17 protein-coding genes are annotated in these 15,686 nt (G+C 60.2%); 7 read left to right on the forward strand and 10 right to left on the reverse strand.

The genetic code is table 11. From position 1 onward, the window contains the following. The first annotated feature begins 84 nt into the window (after positions 1–84). Positions 85–1,035, forward strand: a complete 951-nt coding sequence (trxB, locus tag ACSU1G_RS26485) for a thioredoxin-disulfide reductase (protein WP_439283266.1) — start codon at positions 85–87, stop codon at positions 1,033–1,035. A gap of 59 nt (positions 1,036–1,094) precedes the next feature. Further along, positions 1,095–1,418, forward strand: a complete 324-nt coding sequence (gene trxA, locus ACSU1G_RS26490; RefSeq protein ID WP_439283268.1) for a thioredoxin — start codon at positions 1,095–1,097, stop codon at positions 1,416–1,418. 84 nt (positions 1,419–1,502) lie between these two features. Here trxA and ACSU1G_RS26495 read toward each other — a convergent pair whose 3' ends face one another. The 10 genes from ACSU1G_RS26495 to rpmH all read right to left on the reverse strand — a co-directional run bounded on the left by ACSU1G_RS26495 (position 1,503) and on the right by rpmH (position 8,475). Beyond that, positions 1,503–1,838 (reverse strand): tryptophan synthase subunit alpha, encoded by a 336-nt coding sequence (locus tag ACSU1G_RS26495; protein WP_439283270.1) that lies wholly within the window; start codon positions 1,836–1,838, stop codon positions 1,503–1,505. 9 nt (positions 1,839–1,847) lie between these two features. Further along, positions 1,848–3,290, reverse strand: coding sequence for a sugar porter family MFS transporter (locus ACSU1G_RS26500; RefSeq protein ID WP_439283272.1), 1,443 nt, complete (start codon positions 3,288–3,290; stop codon positions 1,848–1,850). A gap of 59 nt (positions 3,291–3,349) precedes the next feature. After that, on the reverse strand, positions 3,350–4,327 hold the full coding sequence (locus ACSU1G_RS26505) for a ParB/RepB/Spo0J family partition protein (protein ID WP_439283274.1): 978 nt from the start codon (positions 4,325–4,327) through the stop codon (positions 3,350–3,352). Beyond that, entirely contained in the window at positions 4,327–5,250 is a 924-nt protein-coding gene (locus ACSU1G_RS26510) for a ParA family protein (protein ID WP_439283276.1), read from the reverse strand. Before ACSU1G_RS26510 ends, ACSU1G_RS26505 begins: the two co-directional genes overlap by 1 nt. A 128-nt stretch (positions 5,251–5,378) precedes the next feature. Continuing rightward, complete coding sequence (gene rsmG / locus ACSU1G_RS26515; RefSeq protein WP_439283278.1) at positions 5,379–6,026, reverse strand: 16S rRNA (guanine(527)-N(7))-methyltransferase RsmG; 648 nt, start codon at positions 6,024–6,026, stop codon at positions 5,379–5,381. 31 nt (positions 6,027–6,057) lie between these two features. Then, a complete protein-coding gene (locus ACSU1G_RS26520) occupies positions 6,058–6,561 on the reverse strand; it encodes a protein jag (RefSeq protein ID WP_439283279.1) in 504 nt (167 codons plus the stop codon). Continuing rightward, positions 6,558–7,631, reverse strand: a complete 1,074-nt coding sequence (yidC, locus tag ACSU1G_RS26525) for a membrane protein insertase YidC (RefSeq protein WP_439283281.1) — start codon at positions 7,629–7,631, stop codon at positions 6,558–6,560. The genes ACSU1G_RS26520 and yidC overlap by 4 nt, the downstream gene beginning before the upstream one ends. Before the next feature lie 3 nt (positions 7,632–7,634). Further along, positions 7,635–7,985 (reverse strand): membrane protein insertion efficiency factor YidD, encoded by a 351-nt coding sequence (gene yidD / locus ACSU1G_RS26530; RefSeq protein WP_439283283.1) that lies wholly within the window; start codon positions 7,983–7,985, stop codon positions 7,635–7,637. Next, entirely contained in the window at positions 7,982–8,332 is a 351-nt protein-coding gene (gene rnpA / locus ACSU1G_RS26535; RefSeq protein ID WP_439283285.1) for a ribonuclease P protein component, read from the reverse strand. Before rnpA ends, yidD begins: the two co-directional genes overlap by 4 nt. A 5-nt stretch (positions 8,333–8,337) precedes the next feature. Further along, positions 8,338–8,475: a 50S ribosomal protein L34 gene (gene rpmH, locus ACSU1G_RS26540; protein ID WP_439283287.1), complete on the reverse strand. Its 138-nt coding sequence runs from the start codon at positions 8,473–8,475 to the stop codon at positions 8,338–8,340. 322 nt (positions 8,476–8,797) lie between these two features. Between rpmH and dnaA the strand changes: the two genes are divergently transcribed. The 5 genes from dnaA (at position 8,798) to gyrB (ending at position 15,665) form a co-directional block, all read left to right on the forward strand. After that, on the forward strand, positions 8,798–10,189 hold the full coding sequence (gene dnaA / locus ACSU1G_RS26545) for a chromosomal replication initiator protein DnaA (RefSeq protein WP_439283289.1): 1,392 nt from the start codon (positions 8,798–8,800) through the stop codon (positions 10,187–10,189). Between the two features lie 390 nt (positions 10,190–10,579). After that, positions 10,580–11,722, forward strand: a complete 1,143-nt coding sequence (gene dnaN / locus ACSU1G_RS26550; protein ID WP_439283290.1) for a DNA polymerase III subunit beta — start codon at positions 10,580–10,582, stop codon at positions 11,720–11,722. Between the two features lie 79 nt (positions 11,723–11,801). Continuing rightward, positions 11,802–13,016 (forward strand): DNA replication/repair protein RecF, encoded by a 1,215-nt coding sequence (gene recF, locus ACSU1G_RS26555; protein WP_439283292.1) that lies wholly within the window; start codon positions 11,802–11,804, stop codon positions 13,014–13,016. Then, positions 13,009–13,500, forward strand: coding sequence for a DUF721 domain-containing protein (locus ACSU1G_RS26560; protein WP_439283294.1), 492 nt, complete (start codon positions 13,009–13,011; stop codon positions 13,498–13,500). The genes recF and ACSU1G_RS26560 overlap by 8 nt, the downstream gene beginning before the upstream one ends. A gap of 119 nt (positions 13,501–13,619) precedes the next feature. Continuing rightward, positions 13,620–15,665: a DNA topoisomerase (ATP-hydrolyzing) subunit B gene (gyrB, locus tag ACSU1G_RS26565; protein ID WP_439283296.1), complete on the forward strand. Its 2,046-nt coding sequence runs from the start codon at positions 13,620–13,622 to the stop codon at positions 15,663–15,665. Positions 15,666–15,686 lie beyond the last annotated feature (21 nt).

The raw sequence follows: 15,686 nt of genomic DNA on the forward strand, positions 1-15,686 counted from the left end.
CGCGGCTCTCAGGCCCGGGAATGTCCCGCGGCTACCATTGGTTGAAGCAGTGGAGCGTCCTGCCCAGGCAAAGAGAGAGAACACATGCGCAAGGTCATCATCATCGGCTCCGGCCCCGCCGGATTTACCGCCGCCATCTACGCGGCGCGCGCGAACCTCGAGCCGCTTCTCATCGCGAGTTCGGTCGAGGTCGGCGGTGAGCTGATGAACACCACCGACGTGGAGAACTACCCGGGCTTCCCCGAGGGCATCCAGGGACCTGAGCTCATGGCTAAGTTCCAGGAACAGGCAGAAAAGTTTGGCACTGAGGTCGTCTACGACGATGTCACCTCACTGGATCTAGACGGCGATGTCAAGACGATCACGCTCGGCAGCGGCACCGTGCACGAGACTCAGTCGCTGATCTACGCGACCGGCTCGGCGTACCGCAAGCTCGGCGTCGAGGGTGAAGAGCGCCTCTCCGGCTACGGCGTCTCGTGGTGCGCCACCTGCGACGGCTTCTTCTTCCGTGAGAAGACCATCGCCGTCGTCGGCGGCGGCGACTCGGCGATGGAAGAGGCCACTTTCCTCACCCGCTTCGCGGACAAGGTCTACGTCATCCACCGCAAGGACACGCTGCGTGCGTCGAAGATCATGCAGGATCGCGCCTTCGCGAACGAGAAGATCGAGTTCATCTGGAACAGCGAGGTCACCGAGGTTACCGGTGGCGACAGCGTCGCAGGAGTGAAGCTGCGCAACACTGTGGACGGCACGCTCTCCGATCTGGCGCTCGATGGTCTGTTTGTCGCGATCGGCAACGACCCGCGCACCCACCTGGTGCACGAGAAGCTTGAGCTCACATCCGAGGGCACGATCTGGGTAGAGGGTCGCTCCTCGCGCACCTCTACGCCTGGTGTGTTCGCCGCGGGTGACGTCATCGACCCGACCTACCGTCAGGCGATCACCGCTGCCGGGTCCGGCACGGTTGCGGCCCTCGACGCCGAGCACTACATCGCAGCCCTTGAGGACACCGCCCCGATTGGGGCATCCGTCTAGGGAACACAATCCATTCACTCGCTGTTGTAGCGGATGAACCTCAATTCAAGGAGAAACTGATGACTGCGAAGGTAACGAGCCAGGCGACATTCGAGCAGGATGTACTGCTGGCCGAAGGCCCCGTTCTGGTCGATTTCTGGGCCGAATGGTGTGGTCCGTGTCGCATGGTCGCACCGGTGCTCGATCAGATCCAGGCGGAGAATGCCGACAAGATCACCATCGTCAAGCTCAACGTCGACGAGAACCCCGAACTTGCCATGAAGTACCAGATCACGTCGATTCCGGCGATGAAGGTCTTCCAGGGCGGAGAGGTCAAGGCGACCATCATCGGCGCCAAGCCGAAGCCCGCGCTCGAGAAGGATCTCGCCGCGTTCCTCGCCTGACCCCAAACGACAAAACCACGCCGAGACGACACGTATAGGACGTGGTTTCGGCGTGGTTTTGTCGTTTCGCGAAGCGTTCGTGGATCAGGACACGTCAGCGACCGTGGTGTCCCACTTTCGGTGACGTGTCTTCTCGCCCAGGAGTCCCCAGACGGCCGGAGTCAGTTCCGGATACTCGAGTGCGATCTGTCGCATGACGCGGTAATTACGCGCAGCGTTCGGACGCACGCCGTCGTTCGCGGAGATATTGTCGGCGCGCAGAAGATAGACGACCAGCTCATCGACGCTGGGGAGATCTTCCATGAATTCCCACGGATCCTCGCCGCCCAGCAAGCGCTCCTGAACGATAACAGCCAGTTCGTCAGTCGCCTCCGCGCGTAGAACTTCCAAACTCGCGCGACGCGGAACAGCTTCTGACATGCCTTAAGCCTACGCGGGCTTGTGCCCACCTCGGCGCGGGAGATTCACAACATCCGTCATCGTCTCGAGCTCTCGGCCCTTCGTCTCTGGCACCTGGAAGTACACAAAGAAGAACGACACGATCGCGAAGAACGCGTAGAAGCCGTAGGCGAACGTGAGCCCGATTTCAGCGAACGCGGGGAACGTCGTCGAGATGAAGAAGTTGGCCACCCACTGGGCGGCGGCGGCCACCGCGAGTGCGCCGGCACGAATGCTGTTCGGGAACATCTCCCCCAGCAGCACCCACACCAGCGGGCCCCATGTCGCACCGAAGAAGACCACGAATCCGTTCGCGCATACCAGCGCGACCAGCGACCAAGGCTCCGGCAGCACGACATTGCCGTCCTGCAGCGTCCCGAAGGAGAAGGCCACTGCCATCATCCCCAGGGTCACGGCCATGCCGATGGATCCCGTGAGCAGCATGGGGCGACGGCCGACCTTGTCGACCAGCAGAATGGCGATGATCGTGACGACAATGTTGGTTATCGAGGTGATGACGGAGGTCATCAGAGCCTGAGACTCGTCGAATCCCACCGACAGCCACAGCGTGGTCGAGTAGTAGAAGATCACGTTGATGCCGACGAACTGTTGGAAGACACTGAGCAGAATGCCGACCCACACAATGGGTTTCAGGCCGAACTTGTCCCCGCGCAGGTCACGCAGTGACTCCTTCTGCTCGGCATTCAAGGTGGAACGGATCTCCTCGATTTTGAGATTCACGTCGAGCTCGCCGGTGAAGTCGTAGAGCACCCGCGAGGCCTCGTCGATTCTTCCCCGTGCGACAAGGAATCGAGGAGACTCTGGCAGGCGCAGTGCCATCACCCCGTAGACCACGGCCGGAATCGCCTCAACCATGAACATCCAGCGCCACGCCTCGATACCAAACCAGAGAATGGATGCTGCGGAGCCGGCGATACTCGCCAGTAGGGCGTTGGAGAGCAGCGCAGTGAAGATACCGGTCACGATTGCGAGCTGCTGGAGGGAACCGAGACGGCCGCGCACCTTCGCCGGCGATACCTCCGCGATATATGCCGGCGCGATCACGGATGCCGCACCCACGCCGAGTCCGCCGATCACACGCCACACGATCAGGTCGATGACCCCGAAGGCGAGCCCGGAGCCGAATGCCGAGACGAAGAAGAGAATGGCGGCGATCACCATCACCGGGATACGGCCGAGCTTGTTCGCAAGGCTCCCCGCAAACCAGGCACCGACAGCGCAACCGATCAGCGCGGAAGATACGGCGAAGCCCTGAAGACCGGGCCCAAGAGTGAACGCTCCCGCGAGAGCTGTCACCGCGCCGTTGATCACGGCCGTGTCGAAGCCGAACAGGAAGCCGCCGAGTGCTGCGGCAATGCTGATCCCGATGACCCGGCCGTTGATGCGTGCGGCCGGACTCTTCTTATCTGCCATGATCTCTCCCCCGTTGTGCCCACTCTAGGAGTTGGGCCCACCTGAACGCGAGGGCGAGATCAGGATCCGTACTGCTCTTCGCCCAATTCGGAGAGGATGCGATTCAGGTCCTGGATCGACGCGAATTCGATCGCGACCTGGCCTTTTCTCGCGCCCAACGTGATCTTCACGCGCGTGTTGAGACGGTCACCCAACTTGCCAGACACCTCATCGAGGTAGGCACGACGAGCTCCCGGCTGCGCCTTGACCTTCTTCGTTCCGGCACCGGGGAAGGCCTTCGCGGCTTCTTCGGTGGCGCGCACCGACAGATCCTCGTTGACCACCTTGTCGGCGAGCTTCTGCATCGCTGCGGCGTCATCAAGCGAAAGTAGCGCACGAGCATGACCAGCGGTGAGGACACCTGCCGCAACCCTCTGCTGCACGGGAACGGGCAGTTTCAGCAGGCGAATCGTGTTGCTGATCTGCGGCCGAGAGCGGCCGATGCGTGTTGCGAGCTGCTCCTGCGTGATCCCAAAGTCTTCCAGCAACTGCTGGTAGGCGGATGCCTCTTCCAACGGGTTCAGCTCCGAGCGGTGAAGGTTTTCCAACAGTGCATCACGAAGCATGTCCTCGTCTGCGGTATCGCGGACGATCGCAGGGATCTCTGTAAGACCAGCCTCACGTGCGGCGCGCGTGCGGCGCTCCCCCATGATCAGTTCGTAGTCGCCATCGGCGTTCTTGCGAACGATTACCGGCTGCAGAACGCCGAACTCGCGCACACTGTGAACAAGTTCTGCGAGATCGTCTGTGCCGAAGTGAGTGCGCGGCTGGCGCGGGTTGGGAACGATCTGGTTCGGATCTATCTGAATCAGATGGAGGCCCGGAATTACGGCGAGATCAGCCTCTTCTTCGACGGGAGTTGTTTCCTCGCCGATACCAGCGTCCGTCTTCGGACGAAGGGAGGCACCCGGGAAGAACACATCGACCGGACGCTCAGACTGAATTCCCGTGGGGATGAGTGCGCCGATTCCTCGACCCAATCCAGTGCGCTTGGCCATCAGTTCTCCTTGCTCTGCGTCTTCTGGGACGCGATCTCAACAGCGGCCTCGCGGTATGCGATCGCTCCGGCGGAGTTCCCGTCATAAGCGATCACCGTCTGACCGAAACTTGGTGCTTCTGAAACACGGACTGACCGCGGGATCATCGTTTTAAGTACCTGATCCGGGAAGTGGTTGCGCACCTCATCGGCGACCTGCTGTGCAAGACGGGTGCGTCCGTCATACATCGTGAGCAGAATCGTGGAGAGATAAAGACTCGGATTGAGGTGCTTCTGAATCATCTGGATACTGCCCAGCAGTTGGCTCAGCCCTTCCAGCGCGTAATACTCGCACTGAATCGGGATGAAGACCTCGGACGCCGCCGTAAATGCGTTGATGGTGAGGAGACCGAGCGAAGGCGGGCAGTCGATGATGACAAAGTCGAGAGAATTCTCGCGGAGGTACACGTCCAGTGCTTTGCGCAACCGGTGTTCCCGTGCGACCTGCGAAACGAGCTCAATCTCCGCACCTGCAAGATGAATCGTGCTCGGTGCGCAGAGTAGATTCTCGGATTCCGGGCTCTGCTGCACGATATCGGCAAGCGGAACGTCGTCGATCAGGACGTCATAGACGCTGGGTATGTCAGCACTGTGTGGAATCCCCAGAGCTGTAGAGGCATTTCCCTGAGGATCGAGATCGATGACCAGGACCTTCGCACCCAAGCTTGCAAGAGCGGATGCGGTATTCACCGCCGAGGTGGTCTTACCGACACCGCCCTTCTGGTTCGAGACCGTCAAAACACGGGTCTCGCCACTGAATTCCATCGAGGTCGCTTCAAGTTGGCGACGACGAGCGCTCAAATCGGCGATTTCACGCGCCAAAGGCGTGTCTACCCCGAAAGTATTGTTCGGTGTTACCTTCTCGGATTGTTTCACGTGAAACATCCACTCCTTTCGAGGGCCGTATTCCACTCTAATCGCTAGGTCAGACGTTTCAGAACGCAGCTACCACTGGTGGATGTTTCACGTGAAACATCCCCGCGGATGCCATGATCGAACCCTAAGGAAAGTAACTACGAGACCCGAACCTGAGCCCGAACAACGCGGGTGGTCTCTTCCAGCAAACCTTCGCCAAGTACTTCAATCCGCACATCACTGAGCCGATACTTCTTGATCTGCTTGGCGGCAGCGTCAATCTCTACTCCGGCATTCTTCCCCTTGAGGAGTGCGAGCTCTCCCCCGTTGCGCACCAGAGGCGCCGTATAAGGGAGAAGAGTGCGCAATGCGCTGACCGCACGAGCTGTGACGACATCAAACTTCTCGGTCGTGCGCACATCCTCCGCACGGGAGCGCAGCACCACGACGTTATCCAACTCAAGCTCGTTGACCTGCTCGGTGAGCCAATTGACGCGGCGCTCCATCGGTTCGACCAGCGTCAGCTTCACGTCTGGCCGTGCAATCGCGATAATCAGGCCGGGCAGTCCAGCCCCAGAGCCAATATCGGCAGCCGAGCCATGGAAGAGCGGAGCGGCGATCGCGCTGTTGAGGATATGCCTTGTCCACAGACGGGGCAGCTCCAGCGGACCAATCAGCCCACGTTCCTCCCCCTGCGCAGCCAATGCCGCGGTAAAGGCGCGGGCAACATCGATCCGCTCTCCGAAAATGGATGCCGCAGCCGCGGGCTCTGTCTCAACCGAAAGTTCTGCCTCAGTATCTGACATGCTCACACCTCACGATGTTTCACGTGAAACATCAGCGACGGCGGATGACCGTGTGGCGGTCAGGGCCCTCGCCGTATGACTCCGAGATTAGGTCGCGATCGGCGGCGATATCGTGCACAAGCTTTCGCTCGTAACTGGACATCGAAGGCAGCGAAGCCTGCGACGCTCCCTCGTCTAGCTTGATGAGAGCGGCATCGACCAGCTTCTCCAGCTGACGGCGGCGAGCGTCACGCGAGCCGCCAACGTCGAGGATCAAGCGGGAGAAGGATCCCGTCTTGTTCTGAACAGCCAGGCGGGTGATCTCCTGCAGTGCCTGAACCGTGTCGGGATTCGAGAGCACCGAGATGTCCTCGCCCTCAGCCTCGACCGAAACGTAGGCACGCCCCTGACGCACGTCGAGGTTCAGGTCACCATCGATGTCCGCGATGTCCAGCAGCTCCTCGATGAAGTCGGCAGCAACGTCACCTTCGTGTTCAAGCTGTTCGACTGTGGGTTCGGTGCGTTCGGGACGCTCGACGACATTTTCAGCGGTCATGAGTTGGGACCCTTCTTCTTCGAACGCTTCTTACCCACCGGCTGCTGACGCTTCGGAGTGTTCAGCTTGGCCTTCTCAACCTCTTCGAGCTTGCGCTGCTGCTCAGCCTCATACGCTGCCATCGGAACAACCTTGCCGGATGAATCGATTGCCTTGCCCTTGCGTGCCAGTCGCTCTTCGCGAGACTTGGCCGCTTCCGAGCCAGGGGTGGGCATCTCACGGATAACGAGGAACTGCTGTGCCATGGTCCACAGGTTCGAGACGAACCAGTACACGACAACACCGAGGGGGAAAAAGACGCCCGAGAAGATGAAGCCCAGCGGCAGCACGTAGAGCATGATCTTCTGCATCTGGTACGCCTGGCCGGTCTTCGCTTCCGGCGAGAGGTTCTTCGAGATGATCTGCAACTGCGTGAAGAACTGCGAACCGATCATCAGGACGACGAGGATCACGAGGAGAATGATCGCAACGGTGTTCTGCGTCTCGACAGCGTGGCCGAGGGTGCCGTGCAACGAGACTGATCCGAAGATCGTGGCGTCGTAGAACTCCTTGGTCAGCTCAGCGCTCAGTAGGCCCACACCGCCAACGCCATTATTGGCATGCTTGGTGACGTCGTTTAGCACGCTGAACAGGGCAAAGAAGATCGGCATCTGCACGATCATCGGCAGACAGCTCGACATCGGCGAAGTGCCGTGTCGCTTATACAGCGCCATTGTCTCGCGGCTCATCGCCTCGCGAGACAGCTGGTCCTTCTTGCCCTTGTACTTGGCCTGGACCTTCTTCATCTCAGGAGCGATTTCCATCATCTTGCGCTGGCTCTTGATCTGCCGCACGAAGAGGGGGAACACCGCACCACGAACGACGATCACGAGACCGACAATCGAGAGGATCCAAGTGATGCCGGCTGCTGCGGGCAGCCCGGCCGTGGTGAACAGCCAGTGCCAGGCCACGAGGAGGAGCTCAACGACCCACTTGAGCGGCCACAGGATCGTGCCGAGCAAATCGAAGCCGCCGCCGGTATCGGCATCCGCTGTTGGCATCGCAGAGGCGAGCAGAAGGTCAAGACCCACTGTTCAGTCCTTTCGAGAAGGTACGACGAAACCTCGGGCGGTCAGGTCGAATCGGAAATGGTCGTGAGGGCGAACGTCATCAACGCCGCCTTTTGTCCAGGGGTTGCACCGCAGAATTCGCCATGCCGAGAGCACGGCTCCCTTGACCGCGCCGTGCTGCTGCACAGCACCTACAGCGTAAGCCGAACAAGACGGATAAAACGCACACACATCGCCATAGATCGGCGAGATGACGGTTCGATACCCGGTGAGAAATCCCAGGATGAGATTGCGCGGTACGAGAGGGATGCTCCGCACCAGGTCACCGGGCTTCAGATGCGCTGACCCCATCGCATAGGAGGGCAGGGCACTCATGCCGACATCCTTGTGCGGTCAAGTTTGGCAAGACACCGCGTGACATCGGCGTTGAGCTCGCCATATGTCGCAGTGGCAGACGCAGGAAGGGCACGGATGACGATATCCGTGCCCTCGGGCACCATTGACAGCGCTTCCGCGCACACAGCTTTGAGCCGTCGACGCACGGTGTTGCGGATCACAGCTGTGCCCACCTGCTTGCTAATGATGAACCCGAATCTGGGTTCGCGTGCTTCACCGGTCGTCAACAATGAGGTGATGACCGTTGCGCCCCCGCACCGGACTCCGCGACGGACAACCAACCGATAGTCGGTACCTCGCGTCAGTCGGAACGGACGGGCGAGCACGAGGCTTACGCCGAGAGCTCGACGCGGCCCTTCGCGCGGCGGGCCGAAAGGATGCCACGGCCGGCGCGGGTGCGCATGCGCAGGCGGAAGCCGTGCTTCTTGGCGCGACGGCGGTTGTTGGGCTGGAACGTACGCTTGCTCATGGAATCACTCCGGGAACGCTGTCACCGGATGTGTACGACCGGAGACATAGGGATCTGCCCTTTTTCGGGCATAAGTCAACCGATTAAGAATACGTCGCACGGGCCCAGAGATCAAATCTCCGTGCCACGACCGGTCTGAGCGTGTTGCCCCGCACAGTAATTATCCACAACCTCGGCGCTGATGGCGTGCTCGACACACCGTTGATTTTCCGTGGGTAGGTTGCCGTTCTCAGGTTGGATGACTACCGTTGCATCCGAAGTTATCCACAGGGGGGAACTGCCAAAATCGGCCTACCCTCCGCGAACCTTTTCCCGGAGCACCATGTCCTCTCCTGCCCAGCCCGACGTTCCGATCTGGGCACAGGTTCTGGACCTGCTCGATCAGGATGATCGCGTCACCCCACAGTTGCAGGGATTCCTGAGCCTCGCTGTTCCCGCCGGTGTCATGAGCGCAACGCTCTATCTCGACGTCCCCAACGATCTGACCGCCGCTCAGATCAACAAGCGCCTGCGTGTTCCGATCATGGAGGCACTGGGCCTGCTGGGTGAAGAAGTCACATCGTTCCGTGTTGTCGTGAACCATGAACTCGCCGAGCACCCTACGGCCCCGATTGCGGTCGCCGACTTCGGTCGCCCTGAGGCACCACGCACCGACTACCCGATCGAACAGCCCACCCAGCTGCGTCACGAGTCGCGACTGAATCCTAAGTACACCTTCGACAATTTCGTGATCGGCCAGTCGAACCGTTTCTCACACGCAGCGGCGGTCGCTGTCGCTGAGGCGCCGGCGAAGGCCTACAACCCGCTGTTCATTTACGGCGATTCCGGTCTCGGTAAGACACACCTGCTGCACGCGATCGGCGATTACGCACAGTCGCTCTACACCGGGGTGAAGGTTCGATACGTCTCCAGCGAAGAGTTCACCAACGACTTCATCAACTCGATCGCCAATAACCGGGGCTCTGCGTTCCAAGCGCGCTATCGCGACGTCGACATCCTCCTCATCGATGACATCCAGTTCCTACAGGGTCGCGCCGAGACGCAGGAAACCTTCTTCCATACCTTCAACACCCTGCACGACCACAACAAGCAGATCGTCATCACCAGTGATGTCGCGCCGAAACACCTGACCGGGTTTGAGGACCGGATGCGCAGCCGCTTCGAGTGGGGCCTGATCACCGACGTACAGGCCCCTGACCTCGAGACCCGTATCGCCATCCTTCGCAAAAAGGCCCAGAGCGAGGCACTCCATATCCCAGACGACGTGCTGGAATACATCGCGACTGTGGTCTCGTCGAACATCCGTGAGCTCGAGGGCGCTCTCATCCGCGTCTCCGCATTCGCAAGCTTGAACCGATCAGCGCTCGATATCTCCCTCGCACAGACAGTGCTGCGGGACATCATCGATACGACCGAAGACAACATCATCTCGCCGACCGACATCATCACTGCCACTGCGCAGTACTTCAAGCTCACAGTCGACGACCTGTACGGATCGAGTCGATCCCAGCAGATCGCGACTTCCCGTCAGATCGCCATGTATCTGTGCCGCGAACGCACGAACCTCTCGCTTCCGAAGATCGGTCAGCTGTTCGGCAACCGCGATCACACAACGGTGATGTACGCCTATAAGAAGATCAGCGACCTCATGAAGGAACGTCGTTCCATCTACAACCAGGTCACCGAGATCACCACGCAGCTCGGTCGACGCTGACATATCACGAGATTCATGCCTGTTTACACATGTGGATAACTTGTGGATGAATCCGCTTAACATCGGGACGAATCTGTGAAAAACACCTCTACCTGTGGATAACTCTCGCGACAGCGGCATCCACCGCCTCCCCGTATTAGTGCGGATTCCTCAGGGTTTCCACATCTCACACGCTTGTAGTTCCTTACTCGCGAGTGCTATCCACCGAGTTATCCACAGTATCCACAGGTGTTAAGACTGTTAAGGAGTTAACCCTTAGAGAGCGCGATCCGATCACCTCAAAGGTGTTGAAACCCGGCGTATGGCGCAGCCCAGACGTAGGGATACGATGGGAACCCCTGACGTGGGCCCATGCTCATCAGGTTTTGTAATTACGACGAGGGAGCGCCCGTGAGGTTCCAGGTCAACCGCGATGTCTTCAGCGAAGCTGTGTCCTTCGTCGTCAAGCTTCTGCCGCAGCGCAATCCCCAGCCAATCCTGGCTGGAGTGCTCATCGAAGCAAGCGACTCAGGGCTGACACTTTCGGCCTTCGACTACGAAGCATCCGCTCGCACGACGATCGAGGCGACAGTCGAGTCACCCGGCACGATCCTCGTGCACGGTCGATTGCTTTCTGACATTGCCAGCCGGTTGCCGAACGCGCCGATTGAGATCGCGGTCGAAGAAGACGGTGGCATCGCTGTCACCTGTGGTTCGGCTCGATTCACTCTGGCAGCCATGCCTGTTGAGGAATATCCCTCGATTCCTGAGGTTTCAGGTTCGTCGGGTGTCGTTCCGGCAGACGATTTCGGTACCGCGATCGCGCAGGTCGGTTTCGCCGCGTCTCGCGATGACGTGACTCCCGTGCTCACGGGTGTGCAGCTCGAAGTATCCGGCCACAGCCTGAGCCTTGTCGCCACCGACCGGTACCGCGTTTCATTGCGTGATGTTCCGTGGGACGGCGAAGCTCCCGAGAAAACTGCGCTGGTTCCCGCGCGCACACTGACCGAGGTCGGTAAGACCTTCGGGCATGCCGGAACCATCCAGGTTTCCTTCTCCGGTGCAGGTGACCGCGAGATCATCGCGTTCACCGCCGGCAACAAGACGGTCACATCTCTCCTGATCAAGGGGAATTTTCCGCCGGTCCGGCGACTGTTTCCCGAGCAGACCGAACACTACGCGGTGGTCAATACCGCCGACTTGATCGAAGCCGTTCGGCGTGTGGCATTGGTGCTTGATCGCGCCGCTCCCCTGCGATTCACGTTTACGTCAGACAGCGTGACGATGGATGCCTCTGGCAGCGAGCAGGCTCGAGCATCCGAGTCAGTCGACGCACATCTGACCGGTGGCGATGACGTGACGCTCGGCTTGAACCCGCAGTATCTGATCGAGGCACTCAGTGCGGTCAAGAGCGGTTTCGTACGGATCACGTTCACATCGAGTGACAACGCGAACAAGCTCAGCCCGGTGCTGATCACGAGTCAGACGTCTGTCGACCAGGCAGGAAACGACTCGTACAAGTACCTGTTGCAGCCGAACCTTCTGCTTCGCTGATCGTCTCCGTCTCACTCGACGAGCGATCTCGAGGAGAGTGTTCGGGGAGAGTGTCTGCCCCGAAAGGTAGGGTGAATCCGTGATTGTGGAGCACCTGAGCCTTGTGGACTTCCGCAACTACGCGACCGCAGAACTCAGCCTTCATCGAGGGCCCAATGTGCTCGTCGGCCGTAACGGCCAGGGAAAGACAAATCTCGCCGAGGCGGTCGTCTTCCTTGCTACGCTCGGCTCGCATCGGGTGTCATCGGACGCTCCGATGGTGAGAGATGGTCAGGAATTCGCGGTTATTCGTGCCCGGCTTTCGGTGGGAGAACGCAAGGTTCTCGCCGAAGTGCAGATCAATCGGCAGGGGTCGAACAAGGCCCGCATCAACGGATCACCATCCAAGACCAGTGAGCTGCCGCGTTACGCCCATGTCGTGTTGTTCGCGCCAGAAGATCTGCAGATCGTTCGGGGAGACCCGTCATCGCGGCGTCGATTCGCGGATCAGCTGCTGATCCAGCGCGCACCGCGCATGTCTGCGGTGCTCGGTGATTATGACCGCGTACTCAAACAGCGCACCGCGCTACTGAAATCCGCTCGCGCACGTGGCATCCGAGGCGAAGCGCTCACGACCCTCGAGGTGTGGGACGACAAGCTCATCGCCCTGGGATCTGAAATCATCGACGCTCGCCTCCGGCTCGCGACTGATCTGCAGCGGCCACTTGCCGACGCGTACACCGCGATCGCCGGCGCCGATCATCAGCCTGAAGTGGAATGGGCGCTGTCTGTGCGTGGCGGCGACCCCGAAGAAGGCGAAGAGGTGGCGTCCGAGACTCGCGGTGAAATTGCCGACATGTTCCGCGCAGCTCTGCTGGCCAAGCGCAAGCAGGAACTCGACCGCGGACTCACTCTCGTCGGCCCTCATCGGGACGATCTTCTGATGCGAGTGCGCGGACTTCCGGTGAAGGGTTATGCCTCGCACGGCGAATCTTGGTCGGTTGCGCTCGCTCTGCGCCTGGCATCCGCGGAACTTTTGCGTGCTGAATCTCCGGCGGGAGATCCGGTTCTCATTCTCGACGATGTCTTCGCCGAGCTCGACGCTGATCGCCGGCACCGTCTGGCGGCTCTCACCGTCGGATACGAACAGGTGGTGGTGACCGCGGCTGTCGAGGAAGACATTCCCGAGGCGTTGCACCGGCACGTCGTGCGCATCAGCGACGGAGTAATCAGCGACGATCGCAGCGACAATGACAGCGAGAGCGACAACAACGGTCAGGTCGAACAGAGCGATCAGGAGGAAGACGATGAGTGATGCAGCATCCGATACTCCGGAAACGGTCGCGACATACCTGCGTCTTCGGGGTCTGAAGCCAAGTTCGAAGTCGTGGAAGCGCAAGCGTCGCATCCGAGATGATGACGACAACGCGCCGTTCACTCCCGGTCGTGACCCTGGGGCTCTTGGTGCCGTGCTCGACAAGCTCAGTCGAGACTCTGGCTGGGAGATCACGCTGGCGCGGGAAGACCTGGTGCGGCAGTGGGCCGACCTCGCCGGCGCCGATACCGCGAAACACTCCGAGCCCGTAGGTCTCGACAACGGCATGCTGACCGTCAAGTGCGATTCGACGGCCTGGGCGAAGAACCTGCAGTTCATGCGCGCGACCATCCTGACCGAGATCGGACGACGCTATCCGCAGGCGGGTGTGAACAACCTCCGATTTATCGGACCGGACGTTCCCTCTTGGAAATGGGGTCCGAGAGCCGTTCCAGGCCGGGGTCCACGCGATACCTACGGGTAGGGCATCAACGGACGCCCCTTGATCGATTTCAGGGCCACACACGGCCGTATAGCCACGTCAAGGTGCCTGAGTCAGGGTAGACTGGAGATTCGAGATATCGATGTGGAGAATCACCTCTGATGACGCCTGAATCCCCTGCTGACGAGCCTGAATCGACAACCGGGGGCACCCCCGTTGATAACCCGACCGCCGAGTATGGCGCGGATAACATCCAGATCCTCGAAGGACTCGAGGCCGTGCGTAAACGGCCCGGAATGTACATCGGCTCCACTGGTCCGCGTGGCCTGCACCACTTGGTCTACGAGATCGTCGACAACTCTGTCGACGAGGCTCTGGCTGGCTACTGCGATGCGATCCTGGTGACGATCCTCGAAGACGGCGGTGTGCGTGTCGTCGATAACGGGCGTGGTATCCCGGTTGATCCGCACTCTTCTGACCCGAACAAATCGAGTGTCGAAGTTGTGCTCACAATCCTGCATGCCGGTGGAAAGTTTGGCGGCGGCGGATACGCGGTCTCTGGCGGTCTGCACGGCGTCGGCTCCTCTGTCGTCAATGCGCTCTCCACGCGCTTCGATGTGGAGATCAAGCGCCAGGGCCACGTCTGGAACCACAGCTTCTCCCACGGTGGCCAGCCCCAAGAGCAGGGACTGATCAAGGGTGCGGCGTCCGATGAGACCGGCACCACGATCACATTCTGGCCCGATACCGAGATCTTCACTGAGGGCGTCGAGTTCGAGTACGACACTCTGCGCACTCGCTTCCAGCAGATGGCGTTCCTGAACAAGGGACTGCGTATCGAGCTCAGTGATGAGCGTGAAGGTGCCACCTATGAGGTGGAAGAAGATGGCGCGATGCTCACCAAGCAGCGCGGCGATGTCTTCCTCTACGAGCGCGGTCTCGTCGACTACGTCGAGTACCTGAACCGGGTGCGGCATGCCGAGGTCGTCAATGACGAGATCATCGACTTCGAGTCGGAAGACACCGAGCGCAAGATCTCGCTCGAGATCGCGATGCAGTGGACGACGGGTTACACCGAGAATGTCTTCACCTACGCGAACACCATCAACACTCATGAGGGCGGCACGCACGAAGAGGGTTTCCGTGCGGCACTGACGACTCTCGTCAACAAGTACGCCCGCGCGAACAACCTGCTCAAGGAGAAGGACGAGAACCTCTCCGGCGATGACGTGCGTGAGGGTCTGACTGCGGTCATCTCGATCAAGCTCGGCGAACCGCAGTTCGAAGGTCAGACCAAGACCAAGCTCGGTAATACCGAGGCGAAGGCTTTCGTGCAGAAGGTTGTCGGCGATCAGCTCGGTGACTGGTTCGGTCGAAACCCGGCGCAGGCGAAGAACATTATTCGCAAGTCGATCGACGCGGCGACCGCGCGTATGGCTGCCCGCAAGGCACGCGAAACCGCTCGTCGAAAGAGCGTTTTCGAGTCTGCGGCGATGCCGGACAAGCTCAAGGACTGCACCAGCAAGGACCCGTCGATCAGTGAGATCTTCCTGGTGGAGGGTGACTCCGCCGGCGGTTCTGCCGTGCAGGGTCGCGATCCGCACACGCAGGCGATTCTCGCGCTGCGTGGAAAGATCCTGAACGTCGAGCGTGCTCGCCTGGACAAGGCTCTGGGAAACCGCGAAGTCCAGGCGATGATCCAGGCCTTCGGCACAGGTATCGGTGAAGACTTCGATATCGCCAAGGCGCGCTATCACAAGATCGTTCTGATGGCGGATGCCGACGTCGACGGCCAGCACATCACCACGCTGCTGCTGACGCTGCTGTTCCGCTATATGCGGGGCCTCATCGAGGCGGGCTTCGTCTACCTTGCGATGCCGCCGCTGTACCGGCTGAAGTGGACGAACAAGCCGCACGAGTACGTGTACTCGGATGCCGAGCGTGACGCGCTGATGAAGCACGGACTCGAAAACGGAAAGCGCATCGGCAAGGACGGCGTGCAACGGTACAAGGGACTTGGCGAGATGAATGCCAAGGAACTCTGGGAGACCACGATGGATCACACCACGAGGACGCTCCGTCAGGTGACCATCGAAGATGCCGCCTCTGCGGATGAGATCTTCAGCGTGCTCATGGGTGAGGACGTTGAATCCCGACGCAACTTCATTCAGCGCAACGCCAAGGACGTCCGCTTCTTGGACATCTGACGCGTAGGCAACGCTCAGCGA

The sequence above is a fragment of the Microbacterium sp. A93 genome (assembly GCF_051842835.1).

Coding starts and splice junctions, on each gene's coding strand:
- trxB (WP_439283266.1), top strand. CDS start 85: ATGCGCAAGGTCATCATCATCGGCTCCGGCCCCGCCGGATTTACCGCC.
- trxA (WP_439283268.1), top strand. CDS start 1,095: ATGACTGCGAAGGTAACGAGCCAGGCGACATTCGAGCAGGATGTACTG.
- ACSU1G_RS26495 (WP_439283270.1), bottom strand. CDS start 1,838: ATGTCAGAAGCTGTTCCGCGTCGCGCGAGTTTGGAAGTTCTACGCGCG.
- ACSU1G_RS26500 (WP_439283272.1), bottom strand. CDS start 3,290: ATGGCAGATAAGAAGAGTCCGGCCGCACGCATCAACGGCCGGGTCATC.
- ACSU1G_RS26505 (WP_439283274.1), bottom strand. CDS start 4,327: ATGGCCAAGCGCACTGGATTGGGTCGAGGAATCGGCGCACTCATCCCC.
- ACSU1G_RS26510 (WP_439283276.1), bottom strand. CDS start 5,250: ATGTTTCACGTGAAACAATCCGAGAAGGTAACACCGAACAATACTTTC.
- rsmG (WP_439283278.1), bottom strand. CDS start 6,026: ATGTCAGATACTGAGGCAGAACTTTCGGTTGAGACAGAGCCCGCGGCT.
- ACSU1G_RS26520 (WP_439283279.1), bottom strand. CDS start 6,561: ATGACCGCTGAAAATGTCGTCGAGCGTCCCGAACGCACCGAACCCACA.
- yidD (WP_439283283.1), bottom strand. CDS start 7,985: ATGAGTGCCCTGCCCTCCTATGCGATGGGGTCAGCGCATCTGAAGCCC.
- rpmH (WP_439283287.1), bottom strand. CDS start 8,475: ATGAGCAAGCGTACGTTCCAGCCCAACAACCGCCGTCGCGCCAAGAAG.
- dnaA (WP_439283289.1), top strand. CDS start 8,798: ATGTCCTCTCCTGCCCAGCCCGACGTTCCGATCTGGGCACAGGTTCTG.
- ACSU1G_RS26560 (WP_439283294.1), top strand. CDS start 13,009: ATGAGTGATGCAGCATCCGATACTCCGGAAACGGTCGCGACATACCTG.
- gyrB (WP_439283296.1), top strand. CDS start 13,620: ATGACGCCTGAATCCCCTGCTGACGAGCCTGAATCGACAACCGGGGGC.